This is a genomic window from Sphingomonas oligophenolica, from assembly GCF_039522915.1.
In the GTDB taxonomy this organism is placed as follows: Bacteria; Pseudomonadota; Alphaproteobacteria; order Sphingomonadales; family Sphingomonadaceae; genus Sphingomonas; species Sphingomonas oligophenolica.
The window spans coordinates 239,749-259,930 of sequence record NZ_BAAAEH010000005.1 but is presented as its reverse complement, the minus strand read 5'-3'; the positions used below and the strand labels follow the sequence as shown (position 1 = coordinate 259,930).

Here is a 20,182-nt window from a genome sequence, read left to right as displayed (position 1 = left end):
TTTCCTCTCCCCAAAGGAGAGGAGTAAGATAGTGGTGTTGCGCTGGCGCGCCTCAGCGCGAGGCGAGTTGCCCACCGGAATGCAGCCAGGACGCGGTCTGGTCGCCCGCGGCCGGGCGGACGAAGCAGGTGCCGCCCTTGGCCCGATAGCTTTCGCACAGCGCCACTGCGTCGCTACGGGCGAAGCCGCCCACCGACAGCCGGTAGAAATTGCCCGCGCTCGTCGAGAAGTTCATGCCCGACGGGGTGTGAGCGGAGAAACTGGCCTCGCGGCGGGTCGCCCTGCCCCAGGCGTCCCGCGCCACGGCGGCGTTCTGGAAAGCACCGAGCTGGACGAAGAAGCTGCCCTTGGCGGTCTTGACCGCGACACGCGGCGACACTGGCTGGCGTGCCATGTGAACCGGCGCGGCAGCGCTGGCGACGGCCGGCAGCCGCTGCACGACTTCCTGGCGCGGCCCGAACACGACGCTCGAAAAGGCGGGTGCGGAGGTCGGCGCGGCCACGGCGGGCGCCGATGCTGCCGCGACCGCGACACTCGCTTCGGCGGCGGGGGCCGGCGCATCCTGTGCGACGGCAGCTGCGTTCTCCGTGGCGGGCGCGGCCGGCGTCTCGATCGGCTCGACCGCTTTCGCCATTGCGGGCCCGGCGCCGTTGAGCGCGAGCGCGAGCGGCTGGCCGGAATCCTGCACCGGCGTCACGCCGAGCAGGGTCGCGACCTGATCATAGGCCGATTTGGGGCGCGAGAAAGACGCCCATTGCGTGATCCGCTGATCGACATCGGCCGGCGCGAGATCGACCGCGACCATGGTCTTGGCTTCCTGCCAGCGACCGGCGAGCGCGAGGCTCAGCGCAAGGTTCTGGCGCGTCTTGGCATCGGCGCCGGGGCTGCGCACCGCTGCATCCAATATTTCGATCGCCCCGTTGGGATCGCCCGCCAGCGCCATCGCCAGGCCGCGATCGCTTGGTGCGATCGAGTCGGTATGCGCGTCCAGGGTCTTGCGTGCGCTTGACCAGTCGCCGGTCGCGATCTGGGTGAGCGCGAGGTTGAGCGCTGCCTTGCCGTTGCCCGGTTCGAGCGCGACCGCGTCGGCATAGGTCTGGCGGGCCGAATCGAAGCGCCCGGCTTTCAGATAGCTCGTGCCGAGCAGCACCCGGAACGCGGCGACCTGCGGGCGAAGCCCGACTGCTGCTTCGGCATGGAGGACTGCCTGGGCAACCTGACCGCTTGCGAGCGCCTTCTGTGCCTTGGCGGCTTCGGACGCAGCCTCCTTCTCGGCCTGCGATTCGCTGCGGGCGCTGGCGAAAGCCATGCCGCCGGCCTGAGTCGCAACGGCGGCTAGCGTGCCGCCCAGCGCGAGTACTGAAAGCCCAAGAGTGAAAGCGGCCCCGGTCTTCATCGCAAGTCCCCTGTGATCAACGTTCGGCCCGCGAGGGAAGCTGGCTGGCCAGCTCCTGAACCTCGGGCAGTGATTGCAGAAATTGGTCGAGCGCCTCGGTCACCAGAACCTGCGCCGAGACATTGTGCAGCGCGCTGGCGAGACGAAGGCGCAGATGGCGCCCCTGATCGAGCCGGAGGGTGAAGGCTGCCTTGCCCGGCTTGGCATGGGTCTCACGGGCGATCCGCCGGGCAGTAGCGACCGAAATCGGCCTTGGCTGCAGTTCCGGCTCCGGTGCACGATAGGGTTCGGGCACATGACGCTGTTCCGGCGCATAATGCGGCTCGTCGTCGGGCGCCTGTTCCGGGAAAGCGTTCTCGGGGAAGGTGCGCAAGGGGATCGGCCGCTCGAGAGAGGCGTAGCCGGAGGACGTACCCTCTGACTCCTCCTCAGCCTCAGCCTCGTCCTCATACGCCATGGGCGCCGAGAACTCTTCCTGCAGCGCCTCGCGCTGGCGTAGCACCGGCGGCACCAGGGCGGGCTGCGCCGGCGGCGCATAGACCGGCTCCGGCTGCGCATAAGCCTGTTCCGGCTGGAAATCGTCAGGCGGCCGCAAATCGGGGCCGCCCATGTCGTTCCAGCCGAGATCGTCATGCTGCCCGGGCATCGTGCCGAAACCGCCGAAACCCTGCGGCCGCATTGCGGGCCGGGCTGTACCCTTGCGGGCGAGCAGCGTCGACGAGAGCGATGCGAGCGGTTTTTGTCCGAACATCGTCATCGGATCAGCTCATCACACGGCGGCCGAAGCCACCGACTGCAGGGCGCTGCGCGACATACCCGTTCGATACGCCTGGTGCGGAAAACACGGTGCGGCGGAAATTCTTTTCGAGCCGGTCGGAGATATAGGTCCAGAGCGCCTGGATCTCCTGCGACGACCGGCCATTGCCATCCACTTCCATCACCGTGCGCCCGTCGATCATCGACGCGGCGAAATCAGTGCGGTGGTGGACGGTGATCGGCGCGACCGTGCCGTGCTGCGACAGCGCGACCGCGGCTTCGGAGGTGATCTTCGCCTTGGGCGTCGCGCCGTTGACGACGAACAGCAGCGGCTTGCCGGCGCGTTCGCACAGATCGACGGTGGCGCCGACCGCGCGAAGATCGTGCGGCGACGGTCGGGTCGGGATGACGATCAGCTCGGCGACCGCGATCACGCTCTGGATCGCCATGGTGATGGCCGGCGGCGTATCGATCATCGCCAGCTTGAAGCCCTGCTGACGCAGCACCTCCAGGTCGGCGGCGAGCCGTGCGACCGTGGTCTGGGCGAAAGCCGGATACTCGCTGTCCCGCTCGTTCCACCAATCGGACAAGGACCCCTGCGGATCAATGTCGATCAACACGACCGGGCCGGCGCCTGCCAGCTGGGCTTGAACGGCGAGATGTCCGGACAAGGTAGTCTTGCCCGATCCGCCTTTTTGCGATGCCATCGCGAGAACGCGCATGTGCCCCTTAAACTCCGCTGTCTGTGGAGGCCGAAGTGACACGAAACACGTCAAGAAGCGGTTAACGCCAGATTGCGAAACCCGGATTGGTACAGTTTGCCTAACGAATTCTTTGCCAAATAGCCGATAGAGGTCATTATCCAATCCTGGGTTGTGTAGCGGGGATGTGACGACATGATGCGCAAGGCGTTCCGGCCGGCGGCGATCGGCCCGGCAATAGTCGGGCTCGGAATCGGGCTTGCCGCTATGGTCATCGCGGCGACGACACCGGCGTTCGCCGACGTGAAGGCGGGGGTCGATGCCTGGACTCGCGGCGACTATCGAAAGGCAGTCGAGGAATGGCGACCGGCGGCCATCGCCGGAGACGCCGATGCGCAATTCAATCTCGCCCAGGCCTATAAATTCGGGCGCGGGGTTCCGCTCGACCTGCCGATGGCTGAAAGCTGGTATCGCAAGGCAGCGCTCCAGGGCCATATCGAAGCCGAGGATAATTACGGCCTGATTCTGTTTCAGAACGGCAAGCGCGCGGAAGCCTTGCCATGGCTCAACAAGTCGGTCGCCCGCGGCGAACCGCGTGCGCAACTCGTGCTTGCGACAATGCTCTATAATGGGGACGGCGTCGCGCGCGACTGGCCCCGCGCCTATGCGCTGATCGTCCGATCCTCTGCCTCGGGCCTGCCCCGCGCCTCCGAAGTGCAGGCGCAGATGGATCAATATATTCCCGCCGACGATCGCCAGAAGGGGCTCGTCCTCGCGCGCCAATATGAAGCCGAGGCGCAGCGTCCCCAATTGCCCCCCGAGATCGCCGGCCAGGGCAGTCAGCCAGGCATGCGCGGCACTGATCTGCCGCCCTCAGCCTATGATCAGAATGGCGGCGCGCAGCCCAATCTCGAAGCGCCACGGCCGGAGCGGGCACGACCGGTCCGCGCCGAGCCGCCGGTGACCGTCGCGCAAAGCCCTGCCCGACCGGCCAAGGCGGTCGCCGGTCACGGCTGGCGCATCCAGTTCGGCGCCTTTCGCGACGAGGGTAACGCCAGGGCCCTATGGGCGAAACTCAAGGGCAAGGTCGGTGCGTTGAGCGGGCTCCAGCCTTATTTCCTCAACAATGGCGGTTCGCTCACCAGGCTCCAGGCGGGGCCGCTGGCGTCGAGCGCCGAGGCGTCGCGCGTCTGCGCGGCGGTGAAGCCGACCGGCACGCCCTGCGTGCCGGTGGCGCCGTAACCTTTCCTTCTCCCGGCGGGAGAAGGAATTATTCGGTCACCCAATCCTTCCTTGCAATCCCCTGCGCATAAAGCAGCGCCGTCAGGTCACCATAATCGATCCGCGCGGCCGCCGCGGCGGCGACGATCGGCTTGGCGTGATAGGCCACTCCCAGGCCGGCCTGCCGGATCATCGCCAGGTCGTTCGCGCCATCGCCGACGGCCAGCGTCCCTTCCAGGCCAATATCGAGCTCGGCGGCGGCATTCAGCAACGCCTGCAACTTGGCGTCCGATCCGACGATGGGCTTCGCAACCGTGCCCGTCAGCACGCCGCCCGCGATATCCAGCCGGTTCGCGGTCGCCCGGTCGAACCCGATCATCTCCGCGACCGGTTCGGCGAACCGCGTGAAGCCGCCCGAAACGAGGATCGTCAGCGCGCCGCGCGCCTTCATCGTCCGTACCAGCGCCGCCGCCCCCGGCATGATTCGCACCCGCTCGGCAAGGCAGCGTTCGATGACTGCCTCCTCCAGGCCCTCGAGCAACGCGACGCGCGCTTCGAGCGCTGCCTCGAAATCCAGCTCGCCGCGCATCGCCGCTTCGGTGACCGCGGCGATCTGCGGCTTGATCCCGGCATAATCAGCCAGTTCGTCGATGCACTCGACGGTGATCATCGTCGAATCCATATCGGCGACGAGCAGCCGCTTCACCCGGCCCTCCACCGGCTGGATCACGATGTCGACCGCCGGGAAGGCGCCTGCCAGCGCCGCGCGCGCCGCCTCGGGGTTCAGCCCGAAATCCACGTCCGCCGCAACGCCACGGTCTATCCAGACATGCGCCGCGGGCAGGCACCCGGCCTGGTCGAGCCGGTCCTGCGCAGCCGAAATATCGCCCCCGCTCAGGTTTTCGGCTGCTATCAGCGTCGCAATGAACATGGAGTCTCCCAGGTCGAAGGTGGCGCTCATCGCAGGGCCGACCGCAAGCGGCAAGTCCGCTTTGGCGATGCGTATCGCGCAACAATATTGCGGCGTAGTGATCAACGCCGATTCGGCGCAGGTGTATCGCGACCTGCGAATCCTCTCCGCGCGCCCTGGCCCCGAGGACGAAGCCCGGGTGCCGCACCGCCTGTTCGGCCATGTCGACGGCGCGGACATCTATTCGGCGGCACGCTGGGCTGCCGAGGCGCGCACCGAAATCGAGCGGGCATGGGAGGCCGGAAGGCTGCCGGTGCTGGTCGGCGGCACCGGTCTTTACCTGCGGACCCTGCTTGACGGGATCGCCCCCGTCCCGCCGATCGACCCGGCCATCCGCGAGGCGGCGCGCGCAATGCCGGTCGCCGATGCCTATGCCGCCCTCGCCGAACATGATCCCGCCGCTGCCGCCCGGCTCGCCCCCGCCGATACGACGCGTGTCGCGCGCGCGCTCGAGGTTATCCGGTCGACGGGCCGGCCGCTCGCTGAATGGCAGCAGGCGAAGGCCGGCGGGATCGGCGACGCGATCGACCTCATGGCCATGGTCCTGCTGCCCGAACGCGACTGGCTGCTCGCACGCTGCGATGCGCGCCTCGAGGGCATGTTCGCCGGCGGTGCGATCGAGGAAGCGCGCGCCGTCCTCGCCCGAACCGACATTCTCGCCACCGCCCCGGTCCGCCTGGCGATCGGCGTACCGGAGATCGGCGCCATGCTTGCCGGCACCTCCACCCTCCCGCAAGCCCTTGCCGCGGCGCAACTCGCCACCCGCCAATATGCCAAACGACAATTTACGTGGTTTCGGAACCAACCTCCCGCTATGTGGCACCGCAGCAGCGCGACAGAAACATGCGTGCTGCTGAACGAATTTGAAACTAGATTCCGCCATAGGGCTTGACGGACAAATTATCAATCACTAACGGCGCATTTCCTGTTGTAATGTTGCGCCATGGGAAAAAGGGACTGACCGATGACGGAAAAGAGCGGAGCCGATATCCTGGTCGAGGCGCTGTGCGATCTCGGCGTGGAGATCGTGTTCGGCTATCCGGGCGGCGCGGTTCTTCCCATTTACGACGCCTTGTTCCGCTCGGGGCGGATCAAGCACATCCTGGTTCGCCACGAACAGGCAGCGACTCATGCCGCCGAGGGCTATGCCCGCTCGACCGGCAAGCCAGGCGTCGTGCTCGTCACCTCGGGCCCGGGCGCGACCAATGCCGTCACCGGAATCACCGATGCACTGATGGATTCGATCCCGATGGTCGTCATCACCGGCCAGGTCCCGACCGGGCTGATCGGCACCGATGCGTTCCAGGAAGCGGACACGGTCGGCATTACCCGCCACTGCTCTAAGCATAATTATCTGGTGAAGGATCCCGCCCAGCTCGGCGATATCCTGCACGAGGCCTTCCATATCGCCACCTCGGGGCGTCCCGGCCCGGTCGTTGTCGATATCCCGAAGGACGTCCAGGTCGCGACGGCACCCTACACCAAGCCCGGCCCGATCAAGCACAAGACCTACCGCCCCCGGGTGAAGGCCGATCAGTCGCTGATCGAGCAGGCAGTCGACATGCTCGCGGCAGCCGAGCGGCCGATCCTCTATACCGGCGGCGGCATCATCAACGCCGGCCCTGCGGCGAGCCAGTTGCTGCGCGAACTTGCGCGCATCACCGGGGCACCAGTCACCTCGACTCTGATGGGCCTCGGCGCCTTCCCCGCCTCGTCGCCGCAATGGCTCGGCATGCTCGGCATGCACGGCACCTATGAAGCGAACCTGGCGATGAACCAGGCCGACCTGGTCATCGCGCTCGGTGCGCGCTTCGACGACCGCGTCACCGGCCGGCTCGACGCGTTCAGCCCGAACAGCCGCAAGGTCCATGTCGATATCGACCGCTCGTCGGTGAACAAGAATGTGCGCGTCGATCTCCCGATCATCGCTGATGTCGGCAATGCGCTCGAGGATATGGTCCGGGTCTACAAGGCGCGGCGCCACCCCAAGCCCGACCTCGCCGAGTGGTGGCGCCGGATCGAGGGCTGGCGCGCGGTCAGGAGCCTCGATTTCCCCGAGAGCACGACCGAGATCATGCCGCAACGCGCGATCCGCGCTCTGTGGGAGGCAACGCACAGGCGCAGCCCGATCATCTCCACCGAGGTCGGGCAGCACCAGATGTGGGCCGCGCAGCATTATGATTTCGAGGCGCCCAACAAATGGCTGACCTCGGGCGGGCTCGGCACGATGGGCTACGGCCTGCCCGCCGCGATCGGCGCGCAGCTCGGCAACCCGAAGGCGCTGGTGATCGACATCGCCGGCGAAGCCTCGATCCAGATGAACATCCAGGAGCTGGCGACGGCGACTCAATACCGGCTGCCGGTCAAGGTCTTCATCCTCAACAACCAATATATGGGGATGGTCAGGCAATGGCAGGAACTGACCTATTCAAGCCGCTATGCCGAGAGCTACAGCGATTCGCTCCCCGATTTCGTCAAGCTCGCCGAGGCTTATGGCTGGAAGGGCATCCGCATCGAAGGACCTGACCAGCTCGAGGACGGCATCGCCGCGATGCTAGCGCACGACGGGCCGGTGATGGTCGATTGCATGGTGGCGAAGCTCGCCAACTGCTTCCCGATGATTCCCTCGGGTGCCGCCCACACTGACATGATCCTCCAGGCGACCGAAGTCTCGGGCGAGATGGACGACGAAGCCAAGGCCCTCGTCTGATGCACATCAAGGAAGAAACGGTCCAGCGCCACACGCTGGCGGTGATGGTCGACAACGAACCCGGCATTCTCGCCCGGATCGCCGGCCTGTTCACCGCGCGCGGCTATAATATCGAGAGTCTGACGGTGTCGGACGTCACGGCCGACAAGGCGGTCAGCCGGATCACCATCGTCACCTCGGCCTCGGATCATGTGATGGAGCAGATGCTCGCCCAGCTCGACCGGCTGATCCCGGTGCACTCGGTGACTGATCTCACCGCGCTTGGCCCTCATGTGGAACGCGAGCTTGCGCTGCTCAAGGTTGCCGGCACCGGCGATCAGCGCATCGAGGCGCTCCGCCTCGCCGACGTCTACCGAGCCCGCGTGGTCGATGCGACCACCACGAGCTTCGTGTTCGAGGTGACCGGCGGCCGCGAGAAGATCGATACCTTCATCTCGCTGATGCGCGAAGTCGGCCTGATCGAGGTCGCCCGCACCGGCATCGTCGCCATCGCGCGGGGAAAGAACGCCGCTTAATCCCCTCTCCCGGCGGGAGAGGGAGGGGCCCATCCGCACAGCGGATGGGAGGGTGAGGGCGAACGGTCCTCACGCCTCATCGCCCTCACCAACTTCGACTAGCCAGCAAGCTGGCAAGTCTTCGTATCCTCTCCCGCTGGGAGAGGGGAAAGAAAGGGAACGAGAATGCGTGTCTATTATGATCGCGATGCCGATCTGAACCTGATCACCGACAAGAAGATCGCGATTGTCGGCTATGGCAGCCAGGGCCATGCCCATGCCCAGAATCTCCGCGATTCGGGCGTCAAGGAGATCGCCATCGCGCTCCGCCCCGGCTCGGCCACCGCGAAAAAGGCCGAAGGCGCCGGCTTCAAGGTGATGACCAATGCCGAGGCGGCTGCCTGGGCCGACATCACCATGATCCTTGCCCCCGACGAACATCAGGCGGCGATCTATGCCGATGATCTCCATGCCAACCTCAAGCAGGGCGCGGCGATTGCCTTCGCGCACGGCCTGAACGTGCATTTCGGGCTGATCGAGCCGCGCGCCGATCTCGACGTGATCATGATCGCGCCGAAGGGCCCGGGCCACACCGTCCGCAGCGAATATATGCGCGGCGGCGGCGTCCCCTGCCTGATCGCCATCGACAAGGATGTGAGCGGCAACGCGCACGACATCGCGCTTGCCTATGCATCGGGCGTCGGTGGCGGACGCTCGGGAATCATCGAGACCAATTTCCGCGAGGAATGCGAGACCGACCTGTTCGGCGAGCAGGCAGTGCTGTGCGGCGGCCTCACCCATCTCATCCAGGCTGGCTTCGAGACGCTGACCGAGGCCGGCTATGCGCCTGAAATGGCCTATTTCGAGTGCCTGCACGAAGTGAAGCTGATCGTCGACCTGATGTATGAGGGCGGCATCGCCAATATGCGCTACTCGATCTCGAACACCGCTGAATATGGCGACATCACCACCGGCCCGCGGATCATCACCAGCGAGACCAAGGCCGAGATGAAGCGAGTCCTCGCCGACATCCAGGGCGGACGGTTCGTGAAGAACTTCGTCCTCGACAACCGCGCCGGCCAGCCCGAGCTCAAGGCAGCGCGCAAGGCAGCCGCCGCCCACCCGATCGAGAAGATCGGCAGCGAGCTTCGCGCGATGATGCCGTGGATCGGCGCCAACAAGCTGGTCGACAAGGACAAGAACTGACACCGCCGGGTTCCTTCCCGTTCGTGGGAGGAACCCGGAAACCTTCCGTTGCGATTTAGGCGTTTGACGCCGCTCCCTGGTCGGGGGCACATCAGCCGCGACAGCCGACCCCCACCAGGAGAAGTTTCGATGCGTCTCGTACTCGCCACCGCCCTCGCCTTTGCCGCGGCCCCGCTGCTCGCGCAAATGCCGACGACTCCCCCCGGCGCCCATGACGCCAGCCGCGTCGTCGCCGGCACCTATGAGGTCGATACCGGCCACACCCAGGTCCTCTTCACGGTCAACCATCTCGGTTTTACCGAATATACGGGCCAGTTCACTCAGCCGACCGGCAGCCTGACGCTCGATCCGGCCAATGCCGCGAACGACAAGGTCGAAGTCAGCTTCCCGATCGACCAGGTCTCGACGACGGTGGCCGCCCTGAACACCCATCTGAAAAGCCCTGACTTTTTCGACGCGGCAAAATATCCTACGGGTAAGTTCGTTTCGACCCGGGTGACGGTGACGGGCGAAACCGCAACCATCGAAGGTAATTTGACGCTCAAGGACGTGACCAAGCCGATCGTTCTGAACGCTCGCTTCGTGGGCGCCGGCAACGCACCGATGGGCGCGAAAAAGCCCTATGTCGGCTTTGCCGCGACGACGACGATCAATCGCAGCGATTTCCATCTCGGTTTTGGCGTGCCCATGGTGTCCGACAAGGTCGATCTCACCATCAATGCCGGCTTCGCCCAGAAATAACTGGCGCGAAGCAAGCCTGAATGAGCGATACCACCCCGTCCGAGAGCGAAGGCAGGCCCGGCGTCGGCCGGATCGAGGCCTTTTCGGACGGGGTCATCGCGATCATCGTCACCATCATGGTGCTCGAACTCCATCCCCCGGTCTCGGAAGGATGGGACAAGCTCTGGACGCTCTGGCCGGTCTTCCTCGCCTATGCGCTGAGCTACGCCTATGTCGCGATCTACTGGGTCAACCATCACCGCCTGTTCAGCCACGCCACTCATGTGACGAACGGGCTGGTCTGGTCGAACATGCTGTTGCTGTTCGCGCTGTCGCTCGTTCCCTTCTCGACCTCCTATCTCGGCGAGCATCATTTCGAGCGCAACGCCGTCTGGCTCTATCTGGCGACGATGCTGCTACCGTCTCTCGCCTATATCTGGCTGCAATCAGTGATCCGTCGGACGGGCACTCAGGACTCCAGATCCGCCGCCTATCACCGCCAGACCAGCCGCAAGGGCGCGTTTGCGAGCGCCGTCTATCTTTCCGGCATCCCCCTCACCCAGGTCTCCCCCTGGCTCGGCATTGCCTGTGCCGCACTGGTCGCCTTGCTCTGGTTCCTGCCGAAAAGCCCGTTCGACCGGCTTTTCGATGGCCGCGGGGCTGGACAGACGCGCCCCTGACACGGTAACGCAGCAGGCAATGACGCAGGCTCTCCGCCTTTCGCTGCTTCGACTTACGCGCCCTTAGGCGCGACTTCCGACGCGTGCCTCGGGCGCGCGCGACCCGCCTAAGGGCCAATCCGACCCAAACGACCCCGCGAGCCGCGAGACCGAAACCATGTTGCGTGACCCTTCCGTAAAATACCGCCCCTTCCCCCAGGTCGATTTGCCCGACCGGCAATGGCCGTCGCGAACCATCACGCGCCCACCGCGCTGGCTCTCGACTGATCTGCGCGACGGCAACCAGGCGCTGATCGATCCAATGGACGGCGAGAAGAAGACCCGCTTCTTCGATCTGATCTGCAAGGTCGGCATCAAGGAGATCGAGGTCGGCTTCCCCGCCGCCGGCGCGACCGAGTTCGATTTCATCTCCGGCCTCGTCAAATCGGGCCGCATCCCCGACGACGTGACGATCCAGGTCCTCACCCAGTCCCGCCGCGACCTGATCGAGACCAGCTTCGAATCGTTGCGCGGTGCGCCGAAAGCGATCGTCCATCTCTACAACGCGGTCAGCCCGGCCTGGCGCAAGATCGTGTTCGGCATGACCCGCGACGAGGTCCGCGGCATCGCAGTCGAAGGCGCGAAGATCCTGCGCGACCAGGCCGCCGCCCAGCCCGACACCGACTGGCATTTCGAATACAGCCCCGAGACCTTCTCGACCGCCGAGCTCGATTTCTCGATCGAGGTCTGCGAGGCGGTGATGGAGGTGCTCCGCCCCACCCCGGATCATCCGCTGATCCTGAACCTTCCCGCGACCGTCGAGGCGGCGACACCCAACATCTATGCCGACCAGATCGAATGGTTCGGCAAGCATATCCGCAACCGCGACAGCGTCATCATCTCGCTCCACCCGCATAATGACCGCGGCACCGGCGTCGCCGCCGCCGAACTCGGCCTGATGGCCGGCGCCGACCGGGTCGAGGGCTGCCTGCTCGGCAATGGCGAGCGCACCGGCAATTGCGACCTGGTGACGGTCGCGCTCAACATGTACACGCAAGGCATTGATCCGAAGCTCGATTTCTCCGACATCGACTCGATCATCAACACCGTCACCTACTGCAACCAGCTGCCGGTCCATCCGCGCCATCCCTATGCCGGCGAGCTGGTCTTCACGGCGTTTTCGGGCAGCCATCAGGACGCGATCAAGAAGGGCTTCGCGGCGCAGGCCGAGCGCAACGACGAATATTGGGAAGTGCCCTATCTGCCCATCGACCCGGCCGATCTCGGCCGCAGCTACGAGGCAGTGATCCGGGTCAATTCGCAATCAGGCAAGGGCGGCGTCGCCTGGGTGATCGAGCAGGACAAGGGCCTCAAGCTGCCCAAGCGCCTGCAGGCCGATTTCAGCCGCCACGTCCAGGCGCTCGCCGACGAGACCAGCCGCGAACTCAACGCCGAGGATATCTGGGGCAAGTTCGAGGCGACCTATTTGCGCAAGCCCGGCGACCGCTTCGCGCTGCTCGATTATCACGAGAGCGGCTCCGCGGGCGACCGCCTGTTCGTCGGTCGCGTGTCGATCGACGGCGAGGAACGCTCGATCAGCGGCCGCGGCAACGGCCTGATCTCGGGCGTGATCGCGGCGCTGTCCGACACCACCGGCCCCCAGCTCGACGTCGTCGACTATAGCGAGCACGCCATCGGCCATGGCGCCGATGCGCAGGCGGCTGCCTATGTCGAGTGCCGCACTTCGGACGGGCGGACGGTGTTCGGCGTCGGCATCGATGCAGACATCGCCACCGCTTCGGTTCGTGCGGTGCTGAGCGCGGCAAACGCGGCTTAGTTTTTCCTCCCCATCGCAGATGGGGAGGGGACCACCATGCCCTGCCGCCGGAATCCGGCCATATCAGAGTATCTCGAAAAGACTGTAGATCGGCCCCGTCGCAATGCGGTGGCCCGTTCCCACCGCAAGTATCCGGTTGAGCCAGACATAGCGCGGATCCGATGCGGTGAAGGTCGCGCTGATCCGGAAATAATAGCTATCCGGATCGACCGCCTCGCCGCCCGCGATCCGGTCGAGGATCTCGGGCGGTCCGTGGCGGATACCGGTATAGGTCATGCCGATCAGCGCGCCGTCCGCGCTCTGAAGCACAAGCCTGACGTCGAGCGTCGTCGCGCCGTCGCCGCGAAGCGTTTGCCAGTCGCTGCCGCCATCGAGCACCACGCCGGAAAGCCGCTCGCCGTCGAACCGGCCGCTCGGCACGATCGCGACGCGCCGCGGCGCGCCATCCGGCCCACCCACGGCATGGAGGGCGCTCACATCCAGTTGCAGCACGAAAAGCGGCCGGGTCCGTACCGATCGCAACGCTTCGGGAAGATCTTCGCTGAGATGCGCCATCATCTGCTCTCCCGGTCGTCAACCGACGGCCAACAACCGTCCATATACCATCGCCTTGCCGGCCAAGATCCTGCTGGCGGTTCGCCCCGAATCGGCACTTTGGCCGAACATGTTCAAAACATTAAAAAATCGTCATTTGCCATTTCAGCGTAACAAAATTATGAACCGTTTTGGATGTACTCCCCCCGGATGCATCCTCTTTGAGGCTGCGGCCCGGTATCTTTCAGCTGCCGGGCCGTGGTTTGCTGGTCGGTCGAACTGGTGCCGCGACTCCTTCGGTCAGCCGCCACGCCCCCGCCCCGCCCTTCATGCCCCGGCCTCCGGCGCCCCGTCTCGGCAGAAGCCCGGCCTTCTTAACTTTTTCATCATCACTGCCGGACTATCCCCTTGGACGGGTTGGGGAAAAAATGGCATCCAGAGCATCCCAGTATCGCGCCGTACAGGCAGCGTCGCTCGATCGACGTGCGGAGCCGCGTCATCCTGTCCATATCACCCGCGCGACCGCGCGTGCGCACCGCGCGAAAGCCTCAGCGGCGGTCCTGTGCGAGATATCGACCTATGGCTGCCGCGTCGTCTCGCCCACCAAGCACCCGCCCGGCGAGCGCCTGTGGCTCAGGCTGAATGACGGCCTGCCCCTTGCCGCGACCGTCATCTGGTGCGCCGACGGCCGGATTGGCTGCCGCTTCGACGAACCCCTCCCGCGCGAGCTGATGCGCAAGCTGATCATCGCCGAGCTCGCATAAGCTTCGGCACATCGGAGCGTCATCGGGAATGCAGCCCGGCCAGGGCGATCCCGGCCAGATTCTGCGTTCGCTTGATGTGCCGGATGCGCGGCGTGCCGGCGCCCGACGCAAGGGCGCGGAACGCCTGCAGATGCTGCCTGCTGGGGCCGCGGCACTTCACCGTTCCGTTCGCCTGAGCCACCACCGCCGCAGCATCGCCCATCAGGACGAAATGGCTTGCGCCAAGGGCGTGCGCGATTCGGAGTGCATGGATCAACGCCAGCCACTCGGCATCCATGCTGTTGCCATGCCCCAGGTCGCGCAGGATGTGGGCCTGCCCCGCCGCCACGACGGCGATCTCCATTGCACCCGGATTGGGCCGGCAGCCGCCGTCGAAGAAGATCTTCAGGGCTGACGGCATCGACCATTCATCATCCGAGCCGCGCGATGAGCGCGCGCGCGGCAGCGCTCACCTCGGCCCAGGTTCGCTCGAAGCCTTCGTCCCCACCATGATAGGGATCACGAACCCCCTCGCCTTCACGCCCGGGCACCAGATCAAGCAACAGGCCGAGCGACGCCGTCGCATCCGCTGGTGCAATGTCCTCCAGATGGCCGAGATTATCCCGGTCGAGCGCGAAGATCTGGTCAAAGCGCCTGAAATCCTCAGGCGACACCTGCCTCGCGCGATAGCCGGAGATGTCGATGCCACGGCGCAGCGCCGTCGCCTGCGCACGGCGGTCGGGCGGTCCGCCGACATGCCAGCTGCCGGTTCCCGCCGAGTCAGCGGTCAGCTCAAGGCCGGCCCGCGCCGCCTCGGCGCGTAACGCAGCCTCTGCCAGTGGCGAGCGGCAGATATTGCCGAGACAGACGAACAGGATCGAGGGCGGTGCGGCCATGCGCGTCAGATAGGGCAGCGCGAGGGCAATGTCATTTCCGCCTGTTTGCGCATTATTGACGCGCTGTTTGCCCTAAGCCCGGCTCCGAACGATCTCGCACCCCACGGCCGCGTCGCGATAGATATCGGGCTTCATCGACCGCACCGTCACCCGCGACACCCGCTCATCGGCGAGGCAAAGTGCAGCGATCGCTTCGCACAATGTCTCCTGCAAATGGAAATGCCGTTCCGCGACCAGAGCCCGAATCCCTTCGCGCAGGAAATCATAATCGAGCACAGCCTCGATCCTGTCCTCGGATGGCGGCGCCGCATATTCGACCTCCATCCGCACGCTCACCACCACGCGCTGCGGGGCGGCGAGTTCCTCGGCATGGATGCCCAGGCCCATGACCAGTTCGAGCCCTTCGAGGATCGTCGTGAAGCGCGCGCGCTCAGCCATGCGGCCCCCTGTTCGCCTGGCGCGTCTCGAACATGACGTCGCTGTCGCGCGGCAGGAAATGCTGGCCATTGTCCACGAAGATGTTCTGCCCCGTCACGCCGCGTGCCGACAGCAGGAAATCCACCGCCTCGGCGATCGCCCGCACATCGACCGGTCGCCGCAGCAAATTCTCCCCTGCCACCGCGGCGAACTCGGCGGCGCTCTGGTCCAGGCTCGGCAGCGAGAGGCCGGGCGACACTGCATTGACCCTGATGCGCGGCCCCAGCGCCTGGGCGAGCATCGCCGTCGCGCCGGCGAGCGCGACCTTGCCACAACTATAGGAGAAGAAATCCGGGTTCAGGTTCGCGACCTTCTGGTCGAGGATATTGACCACTGCGCCCTCCGCCAGATCGTCCTGCGCGGCAAGCGCGGAGGCAAGCAGCACCGGCGCATCGAGATTGACCGCCATATGTCCGGGCAGGGCGGCGGCGTCAGTGATCGGTGGTCGATCGTAAGTGAACAGCGAGGCATTGTTGACCAGCGCGATCAGCGGCGCGTTCAAGCCAGCCCGTGCCTCGGCGACAAGGCGCGCCGCCGTATCGGCAAAGGCGAGATCGCCGGTCACCACACAGGCCCGGCCCTGCCCCGCGCCCAGCTCGGCAGCCAGCGCCTCGGCATCGTCGGGCGACTGATGATGGTGGATCGCCACCCGCCAGCCCCGCCCCGCGAGATGCCGCGCGATCACCGCGCCGATCCGGCGCGCCGCACCGGTGATCAGCACCGTCCGGGCCGGTTCGGTCACGCCTCAATAACCCATCAGCGCGAGCACTTCCTTGCGGCTGCGATCGTCGTCGCGAAACACGCCCATCATGCGGCTGGTCACCATCGAGACGCCCGGCGTGCGGACACCCCGCGCCGTCATGCAGGCGTGGCTCGCCTCGATGACCACCGCGACGCCGACCGGCTTCAGATTCTCCCAGATGCAGTTGGCGACCTCGGCTGTCAGCCGTTCCTGGATCTGCAACCGCCGGGCATAGGCATGAAGCACACGCGCGAGCTTCGAGATGCCGACCACCCAGTTGCTCGGCAGATAGGCGATCGAGGCCTTGCCGATGATCGGCGCCATGTGATGTTCGCAGTGCGACTGGAACGGAATGTCCTTCAGCAGCACGATCTCGTCATAGCCGCCGACTTCCTCGAAGATCCGCGAGAGATGATGCGCAGGATCATCCCCATAGCCCGAACAATATTCCTTCCAGGCCCGTGCCACGCGCTGTGGCGTGTCGATCAGCCCCTCGCGCGCGGGATCGTCACCGGACCAGCGAATCAGGGTTCGGATGGCATCGGCAACCTCTTCGGGCACCGGAATCTTGGCCATCGGCTCGACAATGTCGCCGTCCTCGGGATCGCCATGGCCAATTTCCATACTCATTTCCTTGTTGTCGCTTCGGGTGTGACGTTACGGCAAGCGCGATTGCCTTAACCAGGTTCGATTCGGAAAGCGTCTCATTTAGGCAACACATCCCCAAACACCAGTATTCGTTCGACTTTCATGATTGACGCGCGATTCCCGGAAACGCTAAAATCACCATACCAGGATTACGAACAATGACCGGCTGGCGAGAGACCAGCCACCGTACCAGGAGGAGATGCCGATCATGAAGAAGTTCGAATTGCTTGCCGCGTCGGCGATCATTCTGCTGCACACCGCGCCGGCGATGGCGCAGGCCGCGCCACAGACCCCGCAGACCGCACCGACGCCTGTGCCCGAGAACGCGCCGCAGGAGGGCGATATCGTCGTGACGGCCCAGCGCCAGTCCGAACGCCTCCAGGACGTGCCGATCGCGGTCTCCGCGTTCACCGCCGCGGCGCTCGATCGCCAGCAGATCGTCAACCCGACCGCGCTGCAACAGTCGCTGCCGAACATTACCTTCACCAAGACGAACTTCACCGGCTCCAGCTTCACGATCCGTGGCATCGGCGATCTGTGCACCGGCACCTCGTGCGACAGCGCGACCGCAATTCACGTCAACGACATGCCGCTCGTCTCGACCCGATTGTTCGAAAGCGAATTCTTCGATCTCGAGCGCGTCGAGGTGCTGCGCGGGCCGCAGGGCACGCTGTTCGGCCGCAACGCGACGTCGGGCGTGGTGAATTTCATCACCGCGAAGCCGGATCTTTCCGGCATCCATGCCACCGGCGAAGCCGAATATGGCAATTATAATTCGAAAAAAGCCAAGGCGATGCTCAACATCCCGCTGTCCGACACCATCGGTGTCCGGGTGGCCGGACTGTATCTGAAGCGCGACGGCTATACCGAAAATCTCTACAATGATTCGAAGATCGACAACCGCGATCTCTACTCGATCCGCGGGACGTTGTCGTGGGAGCCGGACAGCAACACGCGCCTCGACCTGATGGGCTATTATTTCCACGAAAGGGATAATCGCAGCCGCATCCAGAAGCAGATGTGCCATCGCGATCCGACCGGAATCCTCGGCTGCCTGCCCGACAAGCTCGCCTATCAGACCACCAATGGCAACTCGACCCTCTCGGCGATCCAGAGTTCGAGCCAGTTCCTCGGCATCGCGTCAGCCAGCGCGGTCACCGGCGGCGGCGGCACCCCGGCCCAGGCGGCCGCGGTCGCGGCGATCTATCGCTCACTCGCGCTCGGCAGCATCTATGGCACCGACGTCTTCGCCAATGCCGTCAACCCGACGAACAACCGAGTCGTCAATGTCGATTACACCCCGACCTATTTCGCCGACGAAGAGCAATATCAGGCGAAATTCTTTCATGATTTCGGCCGTGTCTCGCTGAACATCACCGGCGGCTATGCCCGCAACAGCGTGGATTCGCGTACCGACTATACCAATGCGGTCGAGAGCCCGCTGACCAACAATCCGGGCCTGCAGACGCTCGCCGCTTATGCAGCGGCGCCGGGCGCTGCCTTCCCCGCGGGGGTCAACCCCTTCACCGCGCTAGCCGCCAAGCTCATTCCGAACGGCCCGGCCGGTGGCGTCTGCCAGTCCGACGCAACGCATAATGCGGGCGGCGTCTATTCCGGCGCGAGCGTCGGCTGCTTCCAGCAGAGCCTCGATTTCGACCGGTCCAAGGCGGATACGAAGCAGTGGTCGGTGGAGGGCCATATCGACAGCCATTTCGACGGCATGTTCAACTTCCTGCTCGGCGGCATCTATCTCGACCAGAAGGTGACGGATAACGACTATTATGTGAACGCTTTCGGGCTCGACTATGCGTCCGGCCTGGTCGGCACGATCCCCCGCCTGCTCGGCGCGGTGCCGACCAATGTCATTTCCGCCACCCCATTCTACGACAATGACGAAGCGGAATATCGCCTCAAGTCGTACGGTATCTTTGGCGAGACCTATTTCCAGTTCAACGACAAGCTCAAGCTCACGGTCGGCCTGCGCTACAATCACGACTCCAAATATCTGAAGGCGCGCACCACCTACCTCGTCGATTCGAACGGGGAGAATCCGTTCCTGCCCTATGGGGGGACCGACCTCTCCCAGGCGCTCAATGCCGGCGCGCTGGACTTCGACGTGACCCATAGCGGTAACCAGGCCTATACCGAGGACCGGGTCGCCTTCTCGCGCCTGACCGGCCGGGCCGTGCTCGATTACAAGATCACACCCAACAACATGGTCTATGTTTCCTACTCGCGCGGCTACAAGTCGGGCGGCATCAACCCGCCGCTGTCGCCGATCTTCGCCGTGCCGACGACGTTCGAGCCGGAAAAGGTCGACGCCTTCGAAATCGGGTCGAAAAACAGCTTCATGCACGGCGCACTGCATCTCAACCTGACCGGCTTCTACTATAAGTACAATAATCTCCAGCTTGCCCGCATCGTCGCCCGCACCGCGGTCAACGACAATGTCAGCGCCGATATCTACGGCCTCGAGGCCGAGGCAGTGATCAATCCGATCCCCGCGTTCACCGTGAATGCCAATTTCAGCTATCTGCATTCGAAGGTGACGACCGACAAGTTCATCGCCAACCCGCGCGATCCGTCGGGCGGCCGTTCGGACGCGGTGATCATCAAGGATATCACCAACGCATCGAACTGCGCTGTCATCCCCAAGGCCGGCGCCAATGCCGCGGCTGTCAATGCCTATGTCGGTGCCGTCAACTCCAGCATTGGCCTTGCCGCGCCGACGCCGATTCCCGGCACCAACACGACCGGCGCGTACAGCAGCTGCTCGGCACTGGCCGCGACGGCGGCGGCGCCGCCCGCCGCTCTCGACATCGCTTTCGGCCTGCCCGTCGGAACGGCGCTCCCCTTCACCGTGCTCGGGGACGGCGTGGCGGTCAATATCCGCGGCAACCAGCTGCCCCAGGCGCCGACCTATAAATTCGCCGTCGGCGCTCAATATGTCATCGACTTCGGCAACGGCATGACGCTGGTTCCCCGGGTCGATCTCAACTATACCGGCGGCAGCTTTGCTTCGATCTTCAATCAGAATATCGATCGCATGCAGGGCTATGAAGTCATCAACGCCCAGGTCCAGCTGAACTCGCGGGACGACCGCTGGTATATCCGTGGCTTCGTCCAGAACCTGACCGGAAATGACGCGATCACCGGGCAATATGTCACTGACCAGTCATCCGGCCTGTTCACCAACATCTTCACGATCGAGCCCCGGCGCTATGGCATTGCCGCCGGCTTCAAGTTCTAAATCGATCCGGCGCACATCGCCGATCTTCGACCCCCGGTGCTTGCACCGGGGGTTTTTTGTTACAGAGCCTTGTAAATAAACAAAAAAGGTTCCGTCATTGAAGAAGCGGTCAACTCTCCTTCGCTTCGGTTTCATTGCGATAATTGCCGGGTGACAACGCCCCAAAGGGGGCGCAGTATAGCAGCGCGTTTCTGGCATTTTCACATACCGAAACCACTAACA

At 64.8% G+C, this 20,182-nt stretch carries 20 protein-coding genes; 10 read left to right on the top strand and 10 right to left on the bottom strand.

Going from position 1 to position 20,182, the window contains the following annotated elements:
* Positions 1–52: 52 nt before the first annotated feature.
* Genes ABD050_RS03720 through ABD050_RS03710 form a run of 3 tightly spaced genes read right to left on the bottom strand, consistent with a single transcriptional unit; the run spans position 53 to position 2,874 of the window.
* Positions 53–1,396, bottom strand: coding sequence for an SPOR domain-containing protein (locus tag ABD050_RS03720; RefSeq protein WP_343887804.1), 1,344 nt, complete (start codon positions 1,394–1,396; stop codon positions 53–55).
* Positions 1,397–1,412: 16 nt separating this feature from the next.
* Positions 1,413–2,153 (bottom strand): hypothetical protein, encoded by a 741-nt coding sequence (locus ABD050_RS03715; RefSeq protein WP_343887802.1) that lies wholly within the window; start codon positions 2,151–2,153, stop codon positions 1,413–1,415.
* A 4-nt stretch (positions 2,154–2,157) separates the two neighbouring features.
* Positions 2,158–2,874, bottom strand: a complete 717-nt coding sequence (locus ABD050_RS03710; RefSeq protein ID WP_343887800.1) for an AAA family ATPase — start codon at positions 2,872–2,874, stop codon at positions 2,158–2,160.
* Positions 2,875–3,048: 174 nt separating this feature from the next.
* Between ABD050_RS03710 and ABD050_RS03705 the strand changes: the two genes are divergently transcribed.
* Positions 3,049–4,095 carry an SPOR domain-containing protein gene (locus ABD050_RS03705; RefSeq protein ID WP_343887798.1) on the top strand — a complete coding sequence of 349 codons (1,047 nt, stop codon included), beginning with the start codon at positions 3,049–3,051 and terminating at the stop codon, positions 4,093–4,095.
* Between the two features lie 28 nt (positions 4,096–4,123).
* Here the strand turns inward: ABD050_RS03705 and serB are convergent, their stop codons facing one another.
* Positions 4,124–5,005 carry a phosphoserine phosphatase SerB gene (gene serB, locus ABD050_RS03700; RefSeq protein ID WP_343888074.1) on the bottom strand — a complete coding sequence of 294 codons (882 nt, stop codon included), beginning with the start codon at positions 5,003–5,005 and terminating at the stop codon, positions 4,124–4,126.
* Here serB and miaA point away from each other — a divergent pair.
* The 7 genes from miaA (at position 4,998) to leuA (ending at position 12,670) form a co-directional block, all read left to right on the top strand.
* A complete protein-coding gene (gene miaA / locus ABD050_RS03695; RefSeq protein WP_343887796.1) occupies positions 4,998–5,936 on the top strand; it encodes a tRNA (adenosine(37)-N6)-dimethylallyltransferase MiaA in 939 nt (312 codons plus the stop codon). The genes serB and miaA overlap by 8 nt on opposite strands.
* 72 nt (positions 5,937–6,008) lie before the next feature.
* Positions 6,009–7,754, top strand: coding sequence for an acetolactate synthase 3 large subunit (locus tag ABD050_RS03690; protein ID WP_343887794.1), 1,746 nt, complete (start codon positions 6,009–6,011; stop codon positions 7,752–7,754).
* Positions 7,754–8,269: an acetolactate synthase small subunit gene (ilvN, locus tag ABD050_RS03685; protein WP_343887792.1), complete on the top strand. Its 516-nt coding sequence runs from the start codon at positions 7,754–7,756 to the stop codon at positions 8,267–8,269. Before ABD050_RS03690 ends, ilvN begins: the two co-directional genes overlap by 1 nt.
* Before the next feature lie 165 nt (positions 8,270–8,434).
* A complete protein-coding gene (gene ilvC / locus ABD050_RS03680) occupies positions 8,435–9,454 on the top strand; it encodes a ketol-acid reductoisomerase (protein ID WP_343887790.1) in 1,020 nt (339 codons plus the stop codon).
* A 129-nt stretch (positions 9,455–9,583) separates the two neighbouring features.
* Positions 9,584–10,195 carry a YceI family protein gene (locus tag ABD050_RS03675; RefSeq protein WP_343887788.1) on the top strand — a complete coding sequence of 204 codons (612 nt, stop codon included), beginning with the start codon at positions 9,584–9,586 and terminating at the stop codon, positions 10,193–10,195.
* A 20-nt stretch (positions 10,196–10,215) separates the two neighbouring features.
* Positions 10,216–10,854: a TMEM175 family protein gene (locus tag ABD050_RS03670; protein ID WP_343887786.1), complete on the top strand. Its 639-nt coding sequence runs from the start codon at positions 10,216–10,218 to the stop codon at positions 10,852–10,854.
* A gap of 157 nt (positions 10,855–11,011) precedes the next feature.
* Positions 11,012–12,670 carry a 2-isopropylmalate synthase gene (leuA, locus tag ABD050_RS03665; protein WP_343887784.1) on the top strand — a complete coding sequence of 553 codons (1,659 nt, stop codon included), beginning with the start codon at positions 11,012–11,014 and terminating at the stop codon, positions 12,668–12,670.
* Between the two features lie 63 nt (positions 12,671–12,733).
* Here the strand turns inward: leuA and ABD050_RS03660 are convergent, their stop codons facing one another.
* Positions 12,734–13,228 carry a DUF3237 domain-containing protein gene (locus tag ABD050_RS03660; RefSeq protein WP_343887782.1) on the bottom strand — a complete coding sequence of 165 codons (495 nt, stop codon included), beginning with the start codon at positions 13,226–13,228 and terminating at the stop codon, positions 12,734–12,736.
* 404 nt (positions 13,229–13,632) lie between these two features.
* Between ABD050_RS03660 and ABD050_RS03655 the strand changes: the two genes are divergently transcribed.
* Positions 13,633–13,968: a PilZ domain-containing protein gene (locus ABD050_RS03655; RefSeq protein WP_343887780.1), complete on the top strand. Its 336-nt coding sequence runs from the start codon at positions 13,633–13,635 to the stop codon at positions 13,966–13,968.
* 19 nt (positions 13,969–13,987) lie between these two features.
* Here the strand turns inward: ABD050_RS03655 and ABD050_RS03650 are convergent, their stop codons facing one another.
* The 5 genes from ABD050_RS03650 to folE all read right to left on the bottom strand — a co-directional run bounded on the left by ABD050_RS03650 (position 13,988) and on the right by folE (position 16,686).
* Entirely contained in the window at positions 13,988–14,368 is a 381-nt protein-coding gene (locus tag ABD050_RS03650) for a reverse transcriptase-like protein (protein WP_343887778.1), read from the bottom strand.
* A gap of 10 nt (positions 14,369–14,378) precedes the next feature.
* Complete coding sequence (locus tag ABD050_RS03645) at positions 14,379–14,843, bottom strand: low molecular weight protein-tyrosine-phosphatase (RefSeq protein ID WP_343887776.1); 465 nt, start codon at positions 14,841–14,843, stop codon at positions 14,379–14,381.
* A 72-nt stretch (positions 14,844–14,915) separates the two neighbouring features.
* A complete protein-coding gene (locus tag ABD050_RS03640; protein WP_343887775.1) occupies positions 14,916–15,281 on the bottom strand; it encodes a dihydroneopterin aldolase in 366 nt (121 codons plus the stop codon).
* Entirely contained in the window at positions 15,274–16,062 is a 789-nt protein-coding gene (locus tag ABD050_RS03635; protein ID WP_343887774.1) for an SDR family NAD(P)-dependent oxidoreductase, read from the bottom strand. The genes ABD050_RS03640 and ABD050_RS03635 overlap by 8 nt, the downstream gene beginning before the upstream one ends.
* A gap of 3 nt (positions 16,063–16,065) precedes the next feature.
* The gene (gene folE, locus ABD050_RS03630) at positions 16,066–16,686 is read right to left on the bottom strand and encodes a GTP cyclohydrolase I FolE (protein ID WP_343888073.1); all 621 of its coding nucleotides are present in this window, start codon (positions 16,684–16,686) and stop codon (positions 16,066–16,068) included.
* 232 nt (positions 16,687–16,918) lie between these two features.
* On the opposite strand from folE, the gene ABD050_RS03625 reads away from it, so the two are divergent.
* On the top strand, positions 16,919–19,960 hold the full coding sequence (locus tag ABD050_RS03625; protein ID WP_343887773.1) for a TonB-dependent receptor: 3,042 nt from the start codon (positions 16,919–16,921) through the stop codon (positions 19,958–19,960).
* Positions 19,961–20,182 lie beyond the last annotated feature (222 nt).